At 40.1% G+C, this 19,328-nt stretch carries 16 protein-coding genes; 5 read left to right on the top strand and 11 right to left on the bottom strand.

The genetic code is table 11. The annotated features are described in order from the left end of the window. Positions 1-3: 3 nt before the first annotated feature. On the bottom strand, positions 4-591 hold the full coding sequence (locus CAL6303_RS25780) for a Uma2 family endonuclease (RefSeq protein ID WP_015200778.1): 588 nt from the start codon (positions 589-591) through the stop codon (positions 4-6). Positions 592-742: 151 nt separating this feature from the next. Here CAL6303_RS25780 and CAL6303_RS25775 point away from each other — a divergent pair, with 151 nt between their 5' ends. Beyond that, complete coding sequence (locus CAL6303_RS25775) at positions 743-4,606, top strand: hypothetical protein (RefSeq protein WP_015200777.1); 3,864 nt, start codon at positions 743-745, stop codon at positions 4,604-4,606. Between the two features lie 150 nt (positions 4,607-4,756). On the opposite strand, the gene CAL6303_RS25770 is transcribed toward CAL6303_RS25775, so the two are convergent. Continuing rightward, a complete protein-coding gene (locus CAL6303_RS25770; protein WP_041739983.1) occupies positions 4,757-5,308 on the bottom strand; it encodes an NUDIX hydrolase in 552 nt (183 codons plus the stop codon). Positions 5,309-5,395: 87 nt separating this feature from the next. Continuing rightward, positions 5,396-5,893 carry a 2-amino-4-hydroxy-6-hydroxymethyldihydropteridine diphosphokinase gene (gene folK / locus CAL6303_RS25765; RefSeq protein WP_015200775.1) on the bottom strand — a complete coding sequence of 166 codons (498 nt, stop codon included), beginning with the start codon at positions 5,891-5,893 and terminating at the stop codon, positions 5,396-5,398. 330 nt (positions 5,894-6,223) lie between these two features. On the opposite strand from folK, the gene CAL6303_RS25760 reads away from it, so the two are divergent. Beyond that, on the top strand, positions 6,224-8,662 hold the full coding sequence (locus CAL6303_RS25760) for a transglycosylase domain-containing protein (RefSeq protein ID WP_015200774.1): 2,439 nt from the start codon (positions 6,224-6,226) through the stop codon (positions 8,660-8,662). 148 nt (positions 8,663-8,810) lie between these two features. Here the strand turns inward: CAL6303_RS25760 and CAL6303_RS25755 are convergent, their stop codons facing one another. After that, on the bottom strand, positions 8,811-9,638 hold the full coding sequence (locus CAL6303_RS25755) for an FAD-binding domain-containing protein (protein WP_015200773.1): 828 nt from the start codon (positions 9,636-9,638) through the stop codon (positions 8,811-8,813). Positions 9,639-9,775: 137 nt separating this feature from the next. Here CAL6303_RS25755 and CAL6303_RS28710 point away from each other — a divergent pair, with 137 nt between their 5' ends. Continuing rightward, positions 9,776-11,305 carry a serine/threonine protein kinase gene (locus CAL6303_RS28710; protein ID WP_015200772.1) on the top strand — a complete coding sequence of 510 codons (1,530 nt, stop codon included), beginning with the start codon at positions 9,776-9,778 and terminating at the stop codon, positions 11,303-11,305. Positions 11,306-11,413: 108 nt separating this feature from the next. Here CAL6303_RS28710 and CAL6303_RS29545 read toward each other — a convergent pair whose 3' ends face one another. The 4 genes from CAL6303_RS29545 to CAL6303_RS25730 form a co-directional block, all read right to left on the bottom strand. Next, a complete protein-coding gene (locus tag CAL6303_RS29545; RefSeq protein WP_015200771.1) occupies positions 11,414-11,953 on the bottom strand; it encodes an SH3 domain-containing protein in 540 nt (179 codons plus the stop codon). Positions 11,954-12,054: 101 nt separating this feature from the next. Then, a complete protein-coding gene (locus CAL6303_RS25740; RefSeq protein WP_015200770.1) occupies positions 12,055-12,870 on the bottom strand; it encodes an ABC transporter ATP-binding protein in 816 nt (271 codons plus the stop codon). Positions 12,871-12,934: 64 nt separating this feature from the next. Then, complete coding sequence (locus CAL6303_RS25735) at positions 12,935-14,152, bottom strand: ABC transporter permease (RefSeq protein ID WP_015200769.1); 1,218 nt, start codon at positions 14,150-14,152, stop codon at positions 12,935-12,937. A 62-nt stretch (positions 14,153-14,214) separates the two neighbouring features. Then, positions 14,215-15,687, bottom strand: a complete 1,473-nt coding sequence (locus CAL6303_RS25730) for an efflux RND transporter periplasmic adaptor subunit (protein ID WP_015200768.1) — start codon at positions 15,685-15,687, stop codon at positions 14,215-14,217. A 436-nt stretch (positions 15,688-16,123) separates the two neighbouring features. Here CAL6303_RS25730 and CAL6303_RS30930 point away from each other — a divergent pair, with 436 nt between their 5' ends. Next, positions 16,124-16,282, top strand: coding sequence for a hypothetical protein (locus CAL6303_RS30930; protein ID WP_015200767.1), 159 nt, complete (start codon positions 16,124-16,126; stop codon positions 16,280-16,282). Positions 16,283-16,326: 44 nt separating this feature from the next. On the opposite strand, the gene CAL6303_RS25725 is transcribed toward CAL6303_RS30930, so the two are convergent. After that, complete coding sequence (locus tag CAL6303_RS25725) at positions 16,327-17,436, bottom strand: S-(hydroxymethyl)glutathione dehydrogenase/class III alcohol dehydrogenase (RefSeq protein WP_041740932.1); 1,110 nt, start codon at positions 17,434-17,436, stop codon at positions 16,327-16,329. A gap of 199 nt (positions 17,437-17,635) precedes the next feature. On the opposite strand from CAL6303_RS25725, the gene CAL6303_RS28700 reads away from it, so the two are divergent. After that, a complete protein-coding gene (locus CAL6303_RS28700; protein WP_015200765.1) occupies positions 17,636-18,139 on the top strand; it encodes a hypothetical protein in 504 nt (167 codons plus the stop codon). A gap of 74 nt (positions 18,140-18,213) precedes the next feature. Here the strand turns inward: CAL6303_RS28700 and CAL6303_RS25715 are convergent, their stop codons facing one another. After that, positions 18,214-18,615, bottom strand: coding sequence for an ExbD/TolR family protein (locus tag CAL6303_RS25715; RefSeq protein ID WP_015200763.1), 402 nt, complete (start codon positions 18,613-18,615; stop codon positions 18,214-18,216). After that, the gene (locus CAL6303_RS25710) at positions 18,599-19,255 is read right to left on the bottom strand and encodes a MotA/TolQ/ExbB proton channel family protein (protein WP_015200762.1); all 657 of its coding nucleotides are present in this window, start codon (positions 19,253-19,255) and stop codon (positions 18,599-18,601) included. The genes CAL6303_RS25715 and CAL6303_RS25710 overlap by 17 nt, the downstream gene beginning before the upstream one ends. Positions 19,256-19,328 lie beyond the last annotated feature (73 nt).

The following is a 19,328-nucleotide window of genomic DNA, read 5'->3' as shown; positions in this document are numbered from 1 at the left end:
TTGTTAAATACCTTTAAGAAACTCTTGTCTGGCTTCAATGACTGATGGTTTTAAAATACAATCTATCAAGAGACTTATATTCAAATCTGGCAACAATTCACTAGAATCGACTTTGACATAGCCTTCATCACGGAGTCGATACAAAGCTAAGGTGCAATCTTCCCAAAACCAAACTTCAGTAATCTGCAAACGCTGATACTTCTGGAGTTTATCGATGCTGCCGCTGGTAATATTAACTTCAATGGCTAAATCAGGATGCTCTTTCTTTTCGCCAATATAATAGGATTCATCTGGTTCAAATGAAACGTCTTTTTCCTTTGAACGACGGGTACCACTCCCTATAGGTGTAAAATTTATGCCTGTTGCAAATAAATAGGTTTCTAGCAGAATTGCCAGTACCTTTTTGAGCATTTCATGCTTTTCACCAACTGTCATAAGTTCGATGCACCCATCCAAGTAAGTAATCCGTAGACTACGGCAATCACCAACAACAGCATCAATTGTCTCAAATTCTGACCATGAATAATAGCCAGGTAACAAAAATCGCTGTTCTGGAAGTGGGATAGGTTGCTCTAAGGTTTGGGAAATCATGATAAGTTTTTGGCTAGTATTTTGATTATGCCTCAAAATCCGTGTTGCTGAATTAGGTGTTACAAAACATCTCTAAGAAGTGTCACATCTGGCACTTTCAGATACTGTAATGGCGAGCATGATTTGATTATCTTGTTTTCAGGTTGCGATTATGTCATCGGATTTCGAGCAGCAACGTAAAATTAGTGTACTATTACCTGCAATACATCCAGAATTACTGACAGGGTTGGATAAACTTTTATCTCTGGGTTTGATATCAGATTCTCAAGTTAGGAAAATATGTGAGGGAAGTCTGACTTGTAAGCTGCCAATTCAGGAAGAAGTTGAATCTGATCCTTTTGGGGAACTCACAATCCCGTTTTTCTCGGCAGAAGTACCAGAGGTAGAAGAAATACCTCCAGTTTCCAAAAAAGTTCCGGTGGTTGCGGGAATGCTGCAATCTTTGGTGGCTGAATTGAGTGTGCGTTGGTTGCTATTTCTGGGAATGTTTTTGGTGGTGGTATCTTCAGGGGTACTTGCTGCAACTCAATGGGAAAGATTCCCGGTTGCGGGACAGTATGGGATTTTGTTTGGTTATACTTTGAGTTTTTGGGGAATTAGTTTTTGGACTGTTAAACAACAAAATTTGGAGTTAACAACGCAAGCTTTACTAACTGTAACTCTGTTGTTGGTACCTGTAAATTTTTGGGCAATGGATGGGTTTAGGTTGTGGCAAAATCCTTTAAATTGGGTGGTGATTGCTTTTGCTGCGGTGATTTTGACGGGTGTCACTATTTTGATTTCTGGAAGTCTGGTATTTGCAGCTAATTCAGAAAAAAAAAATTTGCGTCTTGCAAATATTCTGGGATTATCATTTCTTCATTGGGGTTGGAGTTTAGGAAGTTTCCCTTTAATTAGTATATATGTGGCGATGGTGGGGACGAGTTTTTTGAGTGTTTCCCAAAGTGTTCTCGGTAGTCGTCGTCAAAATCCCAGATTAGGAATTAATTTACCGATATCAATAATTATCTACGCATTAGTCTTATTATTGTCGCGGGGAATATTTGTTGTTGGTGTTGATGTTAGTAAGTTAGGGTTAGCGATTGGAATTTGTGGTTGGTTGATTGCTTGGTTGGCAATGAAGCAGGAGAAGTTAACAGAGGAGGGTGTGAACTCAGATTTTTCTCCTCCTTGGGAATTAATTGGTGGGTTTTTATTATTATTAGGTTGGTTGGTGACTATCACAACGCAACCAGCGCAAGCTTTAGCTGTGAGTGGTTTGGGATTGTGGTTTGGTTTGCGTCGCTTACAGTTATATAGTTTAGTTATTGATTATTTGGGTATTTTTGTTGTTGGATTACAAGCTAATTGGTTAATTTGGCGATTAGTACCATTACCAATTCAGGGACAAATCCTACAATTTTTAAATCAAGTGACTTATTCCCAAAATCAAAATTGGGTGTTTTTAAGTTTGGGTTTATTTCCCTTCTTACTGGTGATGGTTTTGCTGGGAGAAACACTACACCACCAAGGGGAAAGCAAATTAGCAAAATTTAGCGAAAAAACTAACTTAGGATTTGGGATACTTCTTGCCACAATTAGTATAGTTAATCCGGCAACGCGATCGCTTAATCTATTTTTATCATGTTTTACGTTGGCGACTGTCTATAAAGGTCGGAATTTTCAGGTTTCACAGTCGTTTATTTTCTTTCTTCATACCACCGCAGTTATCACACTACTTTCTTTTATCAACTGGGTTTTTCCCACTTTACAGGTGGAATATTGGGGAATCATCCTCTTAACTTTGATGGTGGGGGAATGGTTGTACTCTGTGGGGGAAGGATTTTGGCGACAAAGTGCTTGGTATATTGGTTTTGGATTAGCTACTATCAGTTTTTATTTGTTGTGGGGATATCAAACACAAGGTGCTTCCCTCGCACCAAGTAATATATCTAGTTATATATCTACTTATCCCATCCAAGATAATTGGAATTTAGCTTGGTTGGTGACACCCATTACTTTAACAGTGATTGCCAGTCGTGGTGAAGCAAATAAAAGAAGACTGAATTACGTTAGCAGTTTTATTTCCTTGGGAGTTTTGCAATTTCTCACCTTTCCCTTAGATAAAGTGCGTTTAATTGGGTTGGGTACTGCTGCTGCTTTGATGTTGGTAAATACTAACTATGTGGATGAGTTGGAATTTGCCGTCATCACCGTTGGTTTTATTTTGACTTTCATTGCTGCTTGCTGCTGGGAGTTTCTTAACCTCTCAATTTCAGCTTGGCATGTAATTGGGGCGATGATGGTTTTGGGTTTGTGGTTAACTCGGCAATTTTTGGTATCTAGGGAAAGCGATAGAGAAGAAAACTCTATATATATTGAGGCTTTAAACAAATGGGCAGTTGCACTCTGCATCGGTGAGCTATTTTTATTGACAATTCACTCAGTCTTAGTTTACCAAGGTATTGCCAAAGCCGAGACTTTATATTTACTCGCCATAGTTATCACCCTCGCAGCAATTGTGTTTCGCACCTGGAAATATCCCACCAATCGGGGATTTTATGCCATAGGGTTAAGCTTAGAATTATTAGTTGCCGAAGCCTTAGCCTTTAGTGGCAGGTCTGGAGTTAAAATAGCGATCGCTAATATCATTCTCGCCATAGCCACACAAGTAGTTGGGGAATTTTGGCTTCGCAAACACCGCTTACAGAGACTTCCCAAAAGTTTCCATGTTTTACCGCTAATTTACGGCATCTTCAGCGTCATCTTGCGGCTGGATATCTTCACCAACTACACAGGAGTACTCAGCTTAGGTGTAGCATTAATAATGATTACCGTTGGACGCAGAGGTAGGGAACTAAAACCCATACTTTTCCTCGGAATCGTCGGTATTTCTGTTTCTGCCTACGAAACTTTAATCTACCACATGTTACAAAGCAGTGGGGGTGCTTATGGAGATGGACTCATTGCCATGTCAGCATTGGGTGCATTTATCATGTATGCTTACCGTTTGCTATCTCCCTGGTTAACTTCCTACCTGCGTCTTTCCACCGCAGAAGTTGAAATTATCGCACATTGTCACTGGATATTGAGTAGTTTCTTACTTGTATCAGGAATCTTCGCACCAATTGGAATTAATCGGTTTGTGGGATTAGGAACAGGTTTATTTTTAGCACGTTATGCCATATTTCAAGCACGACATTCAGAAAAAAATATTGCAGACGAAACTTGGGTTTACCTAGGATTAATGGAAGCAGGAGTAGTAAGTTACCTACTCAAAGATATAGCAATTGGTAGAATATTTACTCAACAGTTACTACCTTGGAATGCAGCGATTGCTTGTATTGGAGCCTTTATTCTCTACATTTTACCATGGCAGAGATTTGGATGGTCAAAAACACCTTGGAGAAACGCTGCATACGTCATTCCCTTGTTGATTTTATATACTACCTGGTTAGAAGTTAACTCCATCACCTTAATATTAGTTGCAGGTTTTTATCTATTCATAGCCAAAGCAAACCAGCAAATACGTTTCACCTATATTAGCATTGCCCTAATTAACTGGGCATTGTGGAACAGCTTCAGAGACTTCAACTTAACAGATGGCTTATGGTACATCACAACCGTCAGCTTATCAATATTATATATAGCTCAAATAGATCCCTCACTTCAGCAACCGCAGATGAAAGAAAACCGTCATCTTTTAAGAATACTAGGAACTAGTTTAATCTGTGGATATGCCCTAATCCTGCATCAAGACTCAGCATGGATACCAGGAATATTTAGTTTAATCGGTATCTTTGCCGGATTAGCATTGAGAGTGCGGGCATTTTTGTACATTGGCACCGTAACCTTCCTTGGCACCAGCATTTATCAACTAATAATATTCAGTTTACGTTACCCCTTCTTAAAATGGGTAGTTGGTTTACTCCTAGGGATAGCCTTAATCTCAATTGCCGCCAACTTCGAGACTAGAAAAGAACAACTCAACTCAATATTTCGCAGCAGCAATAGTGGAATTCAAGAATGGGAATAAAATCGAAAACCAGCAATCCATAATCACCCTCTGTCTTTCTCTGTATTCCTCCGTCTTTCTCTGCGTTTCTCTGCGCTTCCCTCTGCGAACTCTGCGTTAAAAAATATTTTATTTAAAGGGTGCAGGCAAAAACCCCACACCCTAAAAATCCTACAACCCTAAAAATGGACGTGCCAAGAAAAAACTCGAAATAGACTTAGCATCCACAGGTTGTCCCTCCAAAATAGCCTTTTCCAACTCCTGGGGAGTCCAACAAAGCACCTCAATATCCTCATCATCATCTTGTTGCGGAGGCATTTCCAACTTCGTCAAATCCTGTGCGAGAAAAGCATAGATAATCTCATCAGAATAACCAGGTGCCAGAATAAACTCCCCTAACTTTTGCCATTTATTGGCACTAAACCCAGTTTCCTCCTGAATTTCCCGCTTCACAGTTTCCAAAGGTTCCTCCATTGGTTCAATAGTACCAGCCGGGAACTCCAAAACTCTCCCACCGACTGCAAAGCGATACTGGCGTACAAGTACTAATTTACCCTCATTAGTTACGGGTATAACCAAAGCACCACCGGGGTGACGAATACATTCCCAATCACCTTCCACACGGTTGGGTAAACGCAAACGATTAACTTCAAAATCGAACTTACGCCCCTTATAGAATAGGCGTTGCTTTAATAACTGTGGTAATTCTCTACCTAATGGCATATTTGGGTTATTTGAGTCGTAAAACAAACAGGTTAGCACCAAAAACATGTTTCTTCGATGGCTACTCTGCATTGTTGTTGGTATTATTTAGTTTCCCATTAAAAGGGATACATCAGAACAATCTACTGCTTTAATCACGTCTTTAATTGCAAATCCGGAAACTGGTACAATCCAGTCTGGTGCAATTTCATTTAATGGTACCAAAACAAAAGCGCGATCGCACATGCGCGGATGGGGTATCTGTAGCGTTGGTAAATCTATAATTCTATCTGCATACAATAGGATATCCAAATCTAGGGTTCTTGCCCCCCAGCGTTCTTGTCTAACTCTGCCAAAATCGGTTTCTATTTTTAATAAAGTTGCTAACAACAACTCCGGTGTCATCTCTACCTCCAAAATGACACAGCCATTTATATAGTCAGGTTGCGGGGGACCAATAGCTTTGGTACGATACCAACTGGATTTTCGATTCAACCTAATTCCCGGTATTTCGACTAAAGAAGCGATCGCACTTTCCAAAATCTCCAGTGAATTACCTAAATTGCTTCCCAATGCGATGGCGCTCTTATTGATTTCTTTGTCCATTTAGAATATTTTATGTCTATAACAAACAATTATTTTACCTAGATGACTCAAAAGTTAATCCAGGAATTTTGGAGGTTAGTTAAGATAACAAAACTTTATGAAGACCAGAATGAATTTACGATCCCCGCTCCATCAATATCCTGACTTAACTAACAGCTTCATGTATTTATATTTACTCAAAAGATTTGTAAAATTCTTGTCAAAACCAGGATTTAACAGTAAATTTGTCTAATTATTTATGAGATATATCACTGTCATAGTCCCATTGTGGCGATTACAAAGCCTTTTGACAAACGTTAATTCACAACAGCAGGAGCGCGAGGGGTTTAAGTGATAAAATTTACCTCCTGGTTCAAGGATAAATCAACAAAATTGACGGATGCTAAAACATCAGCAGAAACTCCCGAAGGTGAGGCATCACCCGATGAATTAGAAGATGAAAAACCTCCCCAAGGGAAAGCCAAACAATTACTCAATCGAGTGGGGAAGGTACCTTCAGCAATCCTGAGTAAACTTCCTGGTAGTCCCAAACCTTTGTATCGTCGCTATTGGTTTTGGGCAGGTGCAATTTTAACTGGTGGATTTGTTGGTGTCACATCCACAATTAGCTCTATCGATAAAACTTTACCCAGTTCCAGCCAATTAAATAGTGTCGCACGGGAACAAACCCTGACAATCAAAGCCGCAGATGGGACAATTTTACAGCAATCTGGTCCAGCCACCAGAGAGCAACTGAGTGTCGATGAAATTCCCGAAAAGCTGAAACAAGCCTTTATTGCTTCCGAGGATCGGAGATTTTTGAAGCATGATGGAGTGGATGGACAGGGAATCGTTAGGGCAGTTGTCAACAACTTGCGATCGCAAAACCTCGTCGAGGGGGGTAGTACCATTACCCAGCAGTTGGCGCGGATTCTATTTTTGAAGCAAGAAAAGACACTTCTAAGGAAGGTGCGGGAAGTCAGACTTGCTCAGAAAATGGAGCGAGAACTCAGCAAAGATAAGATTCTCGAACGGTACTTAAATTTAGTGTACTTAGGTTCTGGTGCCTACGGAGTTGCCGATGCTGCCGAAACATACTTCAGCAAACCCGCCAAAGAATTAACCTTGGCACAGATGGCAACCATCGCCGGATTAGCCCCAGCCCCCAGCGTTTACGCCCCCGACAGGAACCCAGAAGCCGCCAAACAACGCCGTAACTTAGTGCTACAGCGGATGTTAGAAGATGGAGTAATTACCCCAGAACAAAAGCAAGAAGCCATCAGCGAACCCCTCACCGTCACAGCAAGTCAACCGAAGCGGATGCAAGTTGTGGCACCCTATTTCACTAGTTTTATCCAAAAAGAACTACCCAACTACGTGTCCCAAGAAGTAATTGAAGCTGGGGGATTAACAGTAGAAACAACCATCAACCCAGCTTGGCAAGAACTAGCAGAAAATGCCGTTGCCAAAACCTTACGAAATCAAGGACGCTGGGAAAACTTTAAACAAGCCGCTTTAGTTGCCGTAGATCCCCGTAGCGGCGAAATTAAAGTCATGGTGGGTGGTAAAGACTTTGGTAAAAACCAATTTAACCGCGCCACCCAAGCAAAACGACAACCCGGTTCCACCTTCAAAGGATTTGTCTATGCTACAGCTATCGCCACCGGGATGAGTCCCTACCAAGAATTTTTAGATTCCCCCCTGATAGTTGATGGTTACGAACCGAAAAACTTCGATGAAGGCTATCGGGGGAGTATGGATTTACGAACTGCAATCACCAAATCCATTAATATTGTTGCCGTCAGAATTTTGTTGAAAGTTGGATTTGATCCAATTATTCAGCTAGCTAAAAAAATGGGGATAAAATCAGAATTAAAACCAACCTATTCCCTAGCACTAGGTTCTTCAGAAGTCAACCTTTTAGAAATAACTAGCGCCTACGGTAGCTTTGCCACCCAAGGCATCCATAACGAAGTTCATGGAATTACCCGTGTCGTCAATCGTCAAGGGGAAGAAGTTTGGAAAGCCAACTTTACCCCCGAACGCGCCCTAGATGAAGATAGCGCCAAAATCATGACTTGGATGCTAAGGAACGTCGTTCAGAACGGTACAGGGAGTCCCGCGCAATTAAGCGATCGCGCTGTGGCTGGAAAGACTGGTACAACTGATGAAGCTCGTGATTTGTGGTTTATTGGCTACATTCCCCAACTCGTCACCGGGGTTTGGTTAGGAAACGATAACAATAATCCCACCTACGGCAGTAGCGCATCTGCTGCATACACCTGGAATCAATTCATGGCAAAAGCTGTCAAGGGTATGCCTGTGGAAAAATTCCCCGAACGACCTAAACTAGAAGGGAGAAAAGCCAGCATCAAAGCCGAACCCGTTAGAGGAAGGCGAGTTGTCAACAGGGCAATTCCCGATAGAGACAATAAAGATAACGGCAATGGTGAGGAAACACCAAGACGCAGAAGAAACCGCCAGGAAACGAGTTCTGATAGCAACACAGAACAACGTTCATCTAGAAGACGCAGACGCAACAGCGAAGAAACCCAAGAAACACCAAGACGCAGAAGTCGCCGTTCCCGTAGCGAAGAATCCAATTCTAATAGTTCTTCCTCAGAATCTCGTTCTCGTCGTCGTGTAGACTCTAATTCCTCCTCCGAATCTCGTTCCCGTCGTTCTTCTGGTTCTTCCACAAATAATGGTAGTGGCAAATCCAATAGTTCTGGTTCTTCACAATCTTCAGGTTCCTCCTGGAGAGAGAGATTGCGTCCTGATGCCCAGTAAGATACCTCCACAAACAGAAATGCCGAATTGTCATTGCCTAAGCGTATAGTCCAGAGGTAGGCTTGCGGGGAGGGAACAAAATTTCCCCCACCCGCAAGCTACGGTGTAGACACAAGTTAAAAAAAATCAAATTTGTGGGTTAAAAGCCTTAGCGTGATTTGCCACCAGATTTACTAAATTCTCCTTTAGGAAATAGCTTGGCTTGAATTTCTTCATAACTTCCCTCCAAGACGCATTTCCCCCGCAAAGGACATACTTGACAATAAATACCTTCCGTGTATTTTTCCAAATTTTCTCGATTAAAAAAATACGGTTTGTGGCTAAAGGTACTGGCTACCCACTGCCATGACATATTATTACTTGCCGGATCACCATCTAAAAGGTGTTCGAGAAACCATTTTGCTCCCGTTTGCCAGCGAATCCGCCGCCAATGGACAATATAAGCAGCCATCCACATGCGTGCATGGTTGTGTAGGTAGCCAGTTGTACGTAAATCACCACTAAAGCTATCCATACAAACCATACCTGTAGTACCTTCTTTGATATCTTCAGGTAATTCTGCTACATACTCACCAATGCTGTATCCAGTTTTAAAATCCTCTTGATTTTCCCATATGCGATCGCCTAACTTGAAATATAGCCTTTGCCAATAGTCACGCCAACCAAATTCATTAATCAGCTTAGTGACATCATCACGGTTGTTGACTTTAGCTAAAGAAAAATCACGAACTTCCCGCAAACTGAAAATCCCATAGCGCAGATAAGGTGAAAGTCGTGTCACCGCACCACTAAAGAAATTACGAGTTTTACCATACTTTGAGGGGTCAACTTTTTGCAAAGTTTTTTCCGCTGCTTTACGTCCCCCAACTATTTCACTGATATGATCATCTCGTTCAGCAGCTTGGGGAAATTGTTCACGAAGGTATGATATTAATTCTTCGCGGTTAGCAAAGTCGCGTTTCATGTCATTTGCCATATCAGATACTCAACCAGCAAAAATTAAAATAATCGTAACTTAAAATATGGAAATTACGTAAACAAAATCTGAAATAATGGAAATATTTTGAAATTAACATCTCTCTTTTTATATTCAATTCATTTTATCCAATTCAAATGAACCTTTGTATTAATAATAAATGTCACAAACCACAGAATTCTGATAATAATACTTTTTGCTCGAATTGTGGTTCAGAATTGCTCATTGCTGGAAAATATCGAGTATTGAATCAAATATCACAAGATGGCTATAGTCGGACTTACGAAGCGCAGGAAATAGCAGATTCTCAAAGCAAACCTCACAAAATTCTTCAGGTTTTCTCAATCACGGATTCAGGCGAAATTGAACTATTACAAAAAATAGTTACAGCTTTGCAAATAATAGATCATCCAGGTATTACCCAAATCACGACAGATAGTTATTTTACCTATTTACCTAGAAATAGTACTTCCCCTCTTCACTGTTTGATTATAGATAAAATCTCAGGAATTACCTTAGATGAATATATGTACAAACAGGATTATCATCCAGTTGATGAATATTTAGTTTTAAAATGGTTAAAGGAATCTGTAAATATTCTCCAACTATTACATCAGCAAAGTATTTTACATTTACGAATTAATCCACAGAATATTTTACTCAAAGATGATGGAAATTTAGCATTAGTAGATATTATTGCTGTAAATAGAACTAAAAGTTCAGATGGAATTGCATACTCACCCTACATACCTCCAGAACAATTTAATAACTCACCTATTCCCCAATCCGACTTATTCGCATTAGGAATGACTTTTGCTTATCTCTTAACTGGGAAAGAAGCCACAAAAGATCCAGATGCGTATCAATCAGACGAAACTAAATTAAAATGGCAAAGCTTTGTCCCAAATATGAATAAAGTATCACAATTGCCAATCCTTCTAGATTCAATGATGGCACATGCACCCATTCAACGTCCGCAAAATTGCCAAGTGGTACTTGATAGTTTAGATAGTTTTGCCAAATCACAAATAAGTAGTCCTCACGCTGAAACAATAATATCTCAGCCGCCAAAAAGCCAAAATTCCAAGTTAGTTAAATTGCTGTTTTTAATCAACTGGATATTAGCAACTATCACAGGTGTAACCCTGGGTGGTGTCATTGGTTTAATTGCTGGTTGGTGCGTGAGTTTCCTTCTTGGTGCTGCAATTAGAAATGTCTCTACAGGGATTATTCTAGGGGGAGTAGTTTTTGGTTTAACTACTGGCTTAGTAACTGGAATTATGCAGTCATGGGTATTTTGGCAATGTGGTTATAAAATTAAATACTGGATATTACTTACTACATTAGGATTTGCCATAGAAGGAGCTTTAGGAATCGCCATCGGAAATTATAATTATGGTGAAAAAATTATGATTGTTCCTGGTATTGTCGTTGGAATTAGCCAATTTTTACTATTAAAAAATCACATAAATTATTCATTTTTATGGATATTTATCAATATTTTGGGTGGAGGATTAGCGATTTTAGTCCACTGGCAAATGCGTGATATATTAATAGGTAAATATCAATTTTTTAGTTATATTCTGGGTTTAATGGCTTTTGGTTTGGTGACTGGAATTAGTTTCATCAAACTACAGATTGACAAACCACTATTGGAGGTATCTTAAAAACACAGGCAGGGATGCCTATTCCACAGTAGAAAATTAGATAATTATCCCACCTTCTTTGTGGATTTAAGTCCTCTGCCTAACGACTCATTACTTATTACTTGTTTTTTAATGCTCTGGACAGGTAATAATGCATCCTTGTTGCCATATCGATAGCAAATCTCCTCGCACCCAACCACTAGCATTACTGGGAAATCTGACACGATACCAGCGAAACTGTCCAGGTGCTTTGTAGGAATCTTCAACAGTTACCAAATCACCCACAAGTCCATAGTGTATAGCTTTACTGTTTAAGGTGGCAGCCGCACGTACATTAATTTTACTGCCACGACTACCCGCTAAGGTAGCATAACGCTTGTTGCTGGGATTAAAGCTGACTAAATCACTACGTATCCAACCACTGAGTATTCCTTTCACCTTGGGTTGTACATAATACCAGTAATTGCCATCGTTTCCCACCCGAATATTCAGAACTTCGATATTACTACTGGGTGGCAAAATTTGCTCTACAGGTGCCCTCAAAGACGCATCCGTTCGCAGATTGCTTGTAGTCGTCACAGTCGCTGGACGAGCGATTGCTGGTAGGATTCCAGTCATCAACGTTCCCAAAGCCAATAATCCTGCTGTTGCTTTTGTTCTTAAACTCATAAAATCTCCAGTAAATAGTTGATAAAAACGAACTATCAAAATGACTCGCCCAAGTATAAATACAGAGACAAATGGAGATTTTCGGAAAAAGTCAGCTTTATTTATGACATGGCAACTTGATTTAAATCTGCTGGTGTGAGGTTTGAATGGATAACTTCCCCGTCTCGGAACCAAACAATACGTCTGGTTTGACGTGCTACTTCAGGTTCATGCGTCACCATGACTACAGTGATACCACTACTATTGAGTTCGGTAAAAATATCCAAGACTTCTTGGGTTGTACGGGAATCTAACGCACCTGTAGGTTCATCGGCTAAGAGTACCACGGGACGGTTCACAATTGAACGTGCGATCGCAACTCGTTGTTGTTGCCCTCCTGATAGTTGACTGGGTTTATTGTGCATCCGTTTTTCTAAACCAACTTTTATTAATGCTTCGGTTGCTCTTTCTTTACGTTCATTATTAGGAATACTTGCATAAACCATCGGTAACATGACATTTTCTAAAGCTGTTAATTGCTGCAATAAATGAAATTGTTGGAAGACAAATCCCAGCTTTTTATTCCGAATATGAGCAAGTTGCTTATCTTCCATTTGAGCAACATCAAGACTATCTAAATAATAATGTCCTGAAGTTGGTTGATCTAAACAACCAATAATATTCATGGCTGTGGATTTTCCCGAACCTGATGGTCCCATAATTGCACAATATTCGCCTTCTTCAATGATTAAGTTGACATCGTTAAGAGCGCGAACTTCTGTTTCTCCAATTCCGTAGATTTTAAAGATATTTTCTAAGCGAATGATTGGTTTTAAATGGCTAGGGTTTAGGACTTGAGAAGCTTCTACATCTTCCTTTGTAGCGGAGTTAAAAACTGTAGCAGAAGAATTTAAGTTAATTGCTTGTTCTTGATTCATAATCTTGATTTTTAGATATTATTTTTAGATATTATTAAAGATAAGAAAAGCAAGACATATTGTGTTAAGCACTTCTTAATGCCACAATTGGGTCAAGTTTTGCGGCACGACGGGCAGGAACAACACCAAAAAACAAACCTATGGCACCAGAGATTCCTACAGCAGATGCGATCGCAATCGGGGAAATAGCGGCTTCTAGAGGTGTCAATGCAGCCACCAATAAAACCCCGGAAACACCTACGATAGCGCCAATTAAACCACCCGCAGCAGACACAATCACAGCCTCAATGGTAAATTGTAGGAGTATATCTTGTTGGGTTGCACCAATGGCTTTCCTTAAACCAATTTCATGGGTGCGTTCGGTGACAGAAACCAGCATAATATTCATAATTCCAATCCCACCAACAAACAAAGAAATTGCGGCAATTGCAGCTAACATTATTGTTAATGCAGAGGTGATTTGTCCAACGGTTTTTAATGCATCTTTTTGTGTTTGAATACTAAAGTCATCTTCTCCGTTGATTTTATGACGCAGACGCAGTAAATTAGTGATTTGGAATACCGCACCGTCTACACTTTTAGCATCACGCGCCGAAGCTACAATGTAATCTACACCTAATCCATAGGGTGAATTGCGCCCAATTAAACGGTTGGCAGAGGTTGTAATTGGGATGACTAATACCTTGTCATAATCAGCACCAAAACTTGAACCTTTTTCTCTCAACACACCAATAACTTCAAATCTTGAATCTTTAATGCGTATTTGTTGTCCAATGGGATTATTTGTACCAAAAAACTTGGTGGCAAATTTACTTCCTAAAACCACAACTTGATTACTACGCTTCATATCAACATCGCTGAAAAAGCGTCCTTTTGCTGTGTCAAAATCACGTACAATTAAGAAACTTGGCGTTGTACCAATGATGTTTTCATCAGAATTACGATTTTTAAAAGCAACTCTTTGCCGACGGTTTAACTCTGGTGCCACTCCTGCTATAGTAGGAACTTGAGATGCGATCGCATCTGCATCTGCGAGGACTAAATTTTTGGGAACTTCAAAGGAAATTTGTTGGGTTTCTTGGTTCCCTGGTAATACAAATAAAACGTTTGGTCCCAAGGATTCTAATTGCTTGGCAACATATTTTTGTCCAGCTTCACCAACACCAATCATGGCAATTACTGAGGCATTTCCAATCACAATTCCCAGCATTGTTAAGGCACTACGTAATCTATTGGAAAGCAGGGTTTTCCCTGCCATTGTCATACTTTCAATAATGTTCATAGTTTAATTTGATAGTTTAATTTAGGTGCCACAGAGACGCGATATATCGCGTCTCTACTGCCTTATTGATCTTGTTTTTCTTTTTCTTTCTGCATTTGATATTCAGGAGGTGGATTCAAGAAAATGCGATCGCCTTTTTGAATTCCCCCTACAACCTGCGTCTGATCTTTGATTTGCGAACCAATGGTAATAGCTCGAAATTGTGGCTTATTCTGGGCATTGGGAATCAACACGCCAGTATTCCCTTTCTCAGTGACAATTGCTACTGTGGGGACTAATAAGGCATTTGCCACATCATCACCTAAAAATGTCAAATCAACGTTCAAACCTGAACGCAATTTATCTTCACCTGTAGTTATTTGTACACGTATCTGAAATAATGTCACCCCCTCTTCCTTCACTGCTTCCGGGGCGATTAATCGTACCTGCCCTTTAAAAACCTCTTCCGGATAAGCATCACTGAGGATTTCAACTTGCTGCCCTTCCTTAATTTTGCCGATATCAGCTTCCGGAACACTTGCCAATATTTCCAAACCACGTACCAATGCCACAAGTGAGCTTGATGTTGCGGAGGCAGAAGTACTTGCGGAAGTTGTCGGCGTAACAAAGGCACCGATATTTGCATATTTCTGAGTAATAATACCCGCAAAAGGAGCGCGAATAATTGAGTCTTCTAAAGTCACTAATTCTGATCTAAGTTGAGCTTGGGAAGCAGCCAAAGCAGCCAGACGTTGGGCAATTTCTTCGGGACGGGAACCACTTTCCGATAGCTGTAGAGATGCCCTTGCTTCAGCAACAGCAGCCTGAAGTTGAGCAATTTCCTCAGAACGAGTGCCGCTTTTTTGTAGCGATAATCTTTTTTGAGCCTCCTGCAAACTCGCTTTTGCAGCGTTATCTTCGCTCAATGCTTGATCTAATAGTTGTTTCCTTTCCGCACCTTGCTCAACTAAGTAGCGGTAGCGTTTTACCTGTTCACTAGTATAAATTGCCCTTGCCTGTGCAGCATCAACCTGTGCTTGGGCTTGAGCAATTTCTTGGGGACGATTTCCCGCACGCGCTGCTGCCAATTGTGCCTCAGTTTGGGCTAAACGCGATCGCACTTGGGCAATTTCCTGGGGACGATTTCCCGCACGGGCTTGATTTAATAATGCTTGCGATTGGGCAACATTGGCTTTTGCTTGCTGAATCCGGGCTTGAATATCATCACTATTCATCCTGGCAATAATTTGTCCCTTTTGTACCTTATCACCCTGCTCTACGTATAATTGCGTAACTATACCAGAGTTTTTTGGGCTGATATTTACACTTTGAATTGGTGTAACTTTGCCGCTAGCGGTAATTCGTAAAGTAATATTTTTAGCATCAACAGGAATTGTCAGTTGTTCGATTTCTTCCTGACGCATTCCTTGATCTCTAAAACTGTAAGTTGCGATCGCACCCGCCGCAAACAAACCGCCTGCTAACAAGCCTAACATCCAAAGGGAGGGAAGCTTTATTTTTTTACCAATGAGGTGAATTTCCATTTGTGCAGCCATATAATCAGTAAACAGGAAACAGTGAATAGGTATCAGCTAAATTGTCGGAATTCTTAACGGTTAAGCTTAACTAACTGTGTAAATAGTTTAAAATGCTTCTCTGGCTGTTATAATGACAAGCAAGTTTGCAAGTATGTTAATCCTCTAAACACCCAAATAAAGCTATTAAATTAAGTTACTAAAGAATGATTTAAATTATCTAAATAATCTGGGGTCTTGGTGATACGTTAATAAGCGAATATGTAATCATATTTATTATAGCGTGACAAAAATGAATGTAGAGACGTGATCCATTGCGTCCTCTAAGGATTTAGGGACTTCCAATTAGATAATTATCCATTTTTTTATTGTGGAAAAGACATCCCAATCTTTCCCAGCAAGATTCAAGTAGGATTTCTATAATAAACTATCAAAAAGTTACTTTCACTCTGTAATTATGAATCTACAAAGCAACAAAGATAAACTACCAGCAAGCATCACTAAAAAAATCACCCTAGAGACAGAAAAAGAAAAAATTCTCTGTCCCCATTGTCAGCGCACAGCTACAAACGGGATTAAATGTCAAGGAATCTGTGTGTCTGATAGTGATTATTAAGCAGAATTTAAAATTTAATCGGAGGATAAAATTTCTACTTTGGTTTAAAATGTCACAACGCTCCGAATTGATTCACCTCGATGCATTAAATCAAAAGCATCATTGATTTTTTCAATCGGCATTACATGGGTAATCAAATCATCAATATTGATTTTTCCCTCCATATACCAATCGACAATTTTCGGAACATCAGTACGTCCCCTAGCACCACCAAATGCAGATCCTTTCCAAACTCTACCTGTAACTAATTGAAATGGACGAGTGCTAATTTCTTCGCCTGCCGCTGCAACCCCAATAATAATACTTTGACCCCAACCTTTGTGGCAACATTCTAATGCTTGACGCATCAATTTCACATTCCCAATACATTCAAAGGAGTAATCGGCACCACCTTTAGTCAAATCAACTAAATAGGGTACCAAATCACCTTCTACTTCTTGGGGATTGACAAAATGTGTCATACCAAATTTTTCTGCCAAGACTTTTTTCCCAGGGTTAATATCCACTCCAATAATCATATTTGCCCCTACCATTTTGGCTGCTTGGATGACATTTAAACCGATTCCACCCAAACCGAAAACAACGACGTTAGCACCGGGTTCAACTTTCGCAGTATTAATGACTGCACCGATACCTGTTGTCACTCCGCAACCGATATAACAAACCTTTTCAAAGGGTGCATCATCACGGATTTTGGCTAAGGCAATTTCTGGTAATATGGTGTAGTTGGCAAAGGTTGAAGTCCCCATGTAGTGGTGAATCATCTCACCATTTAGGGAAAAGCGACTTGTACCATCAGGCATTACACCCCTACCCTGGGTAACGCGAATTGCTTGGCAGAGATTAGTTTTGAAGCTTAAGCAATATGCACATTCACGACATTCAGGGGTGTATAGTGGGATTACGCGATCGCCTACTCGTAAAGAGCGTACATCTTTCCCCACTTCCACCACAACACCAGCACCTTCATGTCCTAATATAGCTGGAAACAAGCCTTCAGGATCTTTGCCAGAAAGGGTATAAGCATCGGTGTGACAAACTCCGCTAGCTTTGATTTCTACCAGCACTTCCCGACTTCTTGGTGGTGCTAAATCAACAGTTTCAATGGTTAGTGGTTTACCTGCTTGGTAGGCGATAGCTGCTTTGACTTTCACGGTTTTTATATCCTTTGCACTGCATCGAGCACTCATTTTGAGTGTACAGTGTTGGGTAAGTATTTGATGATGTTTCTGATTATTAATTATTTTATAATTTTGTTGATAAATTCTTGTAATTTGTCATAAATACCAGTTGTGCTAGGAAATTTATCACACACAGTTGTAGATATACTGAGTTCTAAGTTCCTAAATTTCCATGAATCAGAAATTAATCACAATCGCAACTTTTCCAAACTCTGTAGAAGCGGCACTTTCAAAACAGTTATTAGAAGGGGTAGGAATTCCAGCATTTGTAATCAATGCTGATATAGCAGATGTGGCTTGGTATTATACCATTATGGTGGGTTGGATTAAGCTGAAAGTTAGGGAATGTGACGTTGAAAATGCCGTTGATATTTTAACTGCAACCAGTGTTGAATTAGATGAAGATATTTCCCAAGAAATGCCAATATCCTCAGAGGAATCGGAATTTAACTACATCTCAAAACCTGACAAAATTATTGACTTTGCTTTTCGTGCATCAATAATTGGCTTATTTAGTATCCCGTTTTTATTACACCTCTATTCATTAGCTTTGTTGATATATTTGCTTTTTACTGGTTGGCATGTTAGTGCTAATACACAATTAAAAGCTTTGGCGACATTTTTGATTAATATATCAGTAATGAGATTCACATGGCTGATTTTCAGCAACTCCTAGTTAAGTTTATTATTGAAGAATGCAGCTTAGAAGCTAATCACAAAGCTGCTTTGACATATCTCTACCAATGCCTATTATTTCTGAGTAGCGATCGCTAACTTAGCTCCTTCAACTTGGCGTACTTGATCCATTACCGCCACAACCTTACCATGTCCAACGGCTTCATCAGCATTAATTATTACCACTGCTTCTGAATTCGTACCCATTAGTCTCCGCACCTGTTCTGCTATCACATCTACCGTAGTCGGATTTTTATTCAAGCTAACCTGTCCCTCTGCATCTACTGTCACAGTGATTTTTGTAGCAACCTGGGATTGCTGAGAAGTTGATGCTTTCGGCAAGTTTACAGGTAAACCCTCTTGCCGAGTCAAAAACAAAGTTGACATGATAAAAAACGTTAAAATCGCAAATATCACATCAATCATCGGTACGATATTTATTTGCGCTGGAATATCTGGTTCATCTGGTAGCCGCATAAGATTTTTCTCCTCCACGCTCGTAACGACGACGATATAGTAATTCTAGCTGTCCACCATATTCTTGGAGAAAAGCGATCTGACGTTGGTAAAATCCTCTAAAAGTATTAGCAAACATCAATACAAAAATCGCCACAACCAAGCCTGATGCGGTAGAAACCAGTGCTTCACTGATACCACCAGTAACACGCGCAGCACCTGCACCTGCACCATTACTCAAATCAATTGATTCAAACGAGGCAATTAAACCCAAGACAGTTCCTAACAAACCAAGTAACGGTGCCAAAGAAATAATCGTCTCAAATATATTATTGAACCGTTTGAGGATGGGAATTTCGGCTTGAGCCTCACTTTCCAATGCTAGACGAAACTCCTCTGGAGTCGCTTCTTCCAATTCTAACGCCGAAAGGAAAACCCGTGCAATTGGCAAATCCACATTTTTTTGCAGTTTATCCAACGCACCAACAACATTCTCCAGACGATAGAGATTCAATACTTCCCGCGCAACTTTACTTTGGCGAGTATTGATACGATACCAGAAACTAACCCGCTCAATGATTAATGCGATCGCAACCACACTAAAAGCCAGTAAGGGGTACATTACCACGCCGCCATCTGCAAACAGCTTACTTATAGCCATATTTTGCCCCCAAGCACTAAGAATTTGCCGCTGAACCGAATAATTGGAAAACCCAGAATAATGAAACTAGTTT

This window comes from Calothrix sp. PCC 6303 (genome assembly GCF_000317435.1).
Lineage (GTDB): Bacteria > Cyanobacteriota > Cyanobacteriia > Cyanobacteriales > Nostocaceae > PCC-6303.
Note: the sequence above shows the minus strand (reverse complement) of the source record. Positions and strands in the feature narration are given on the sequence as shown.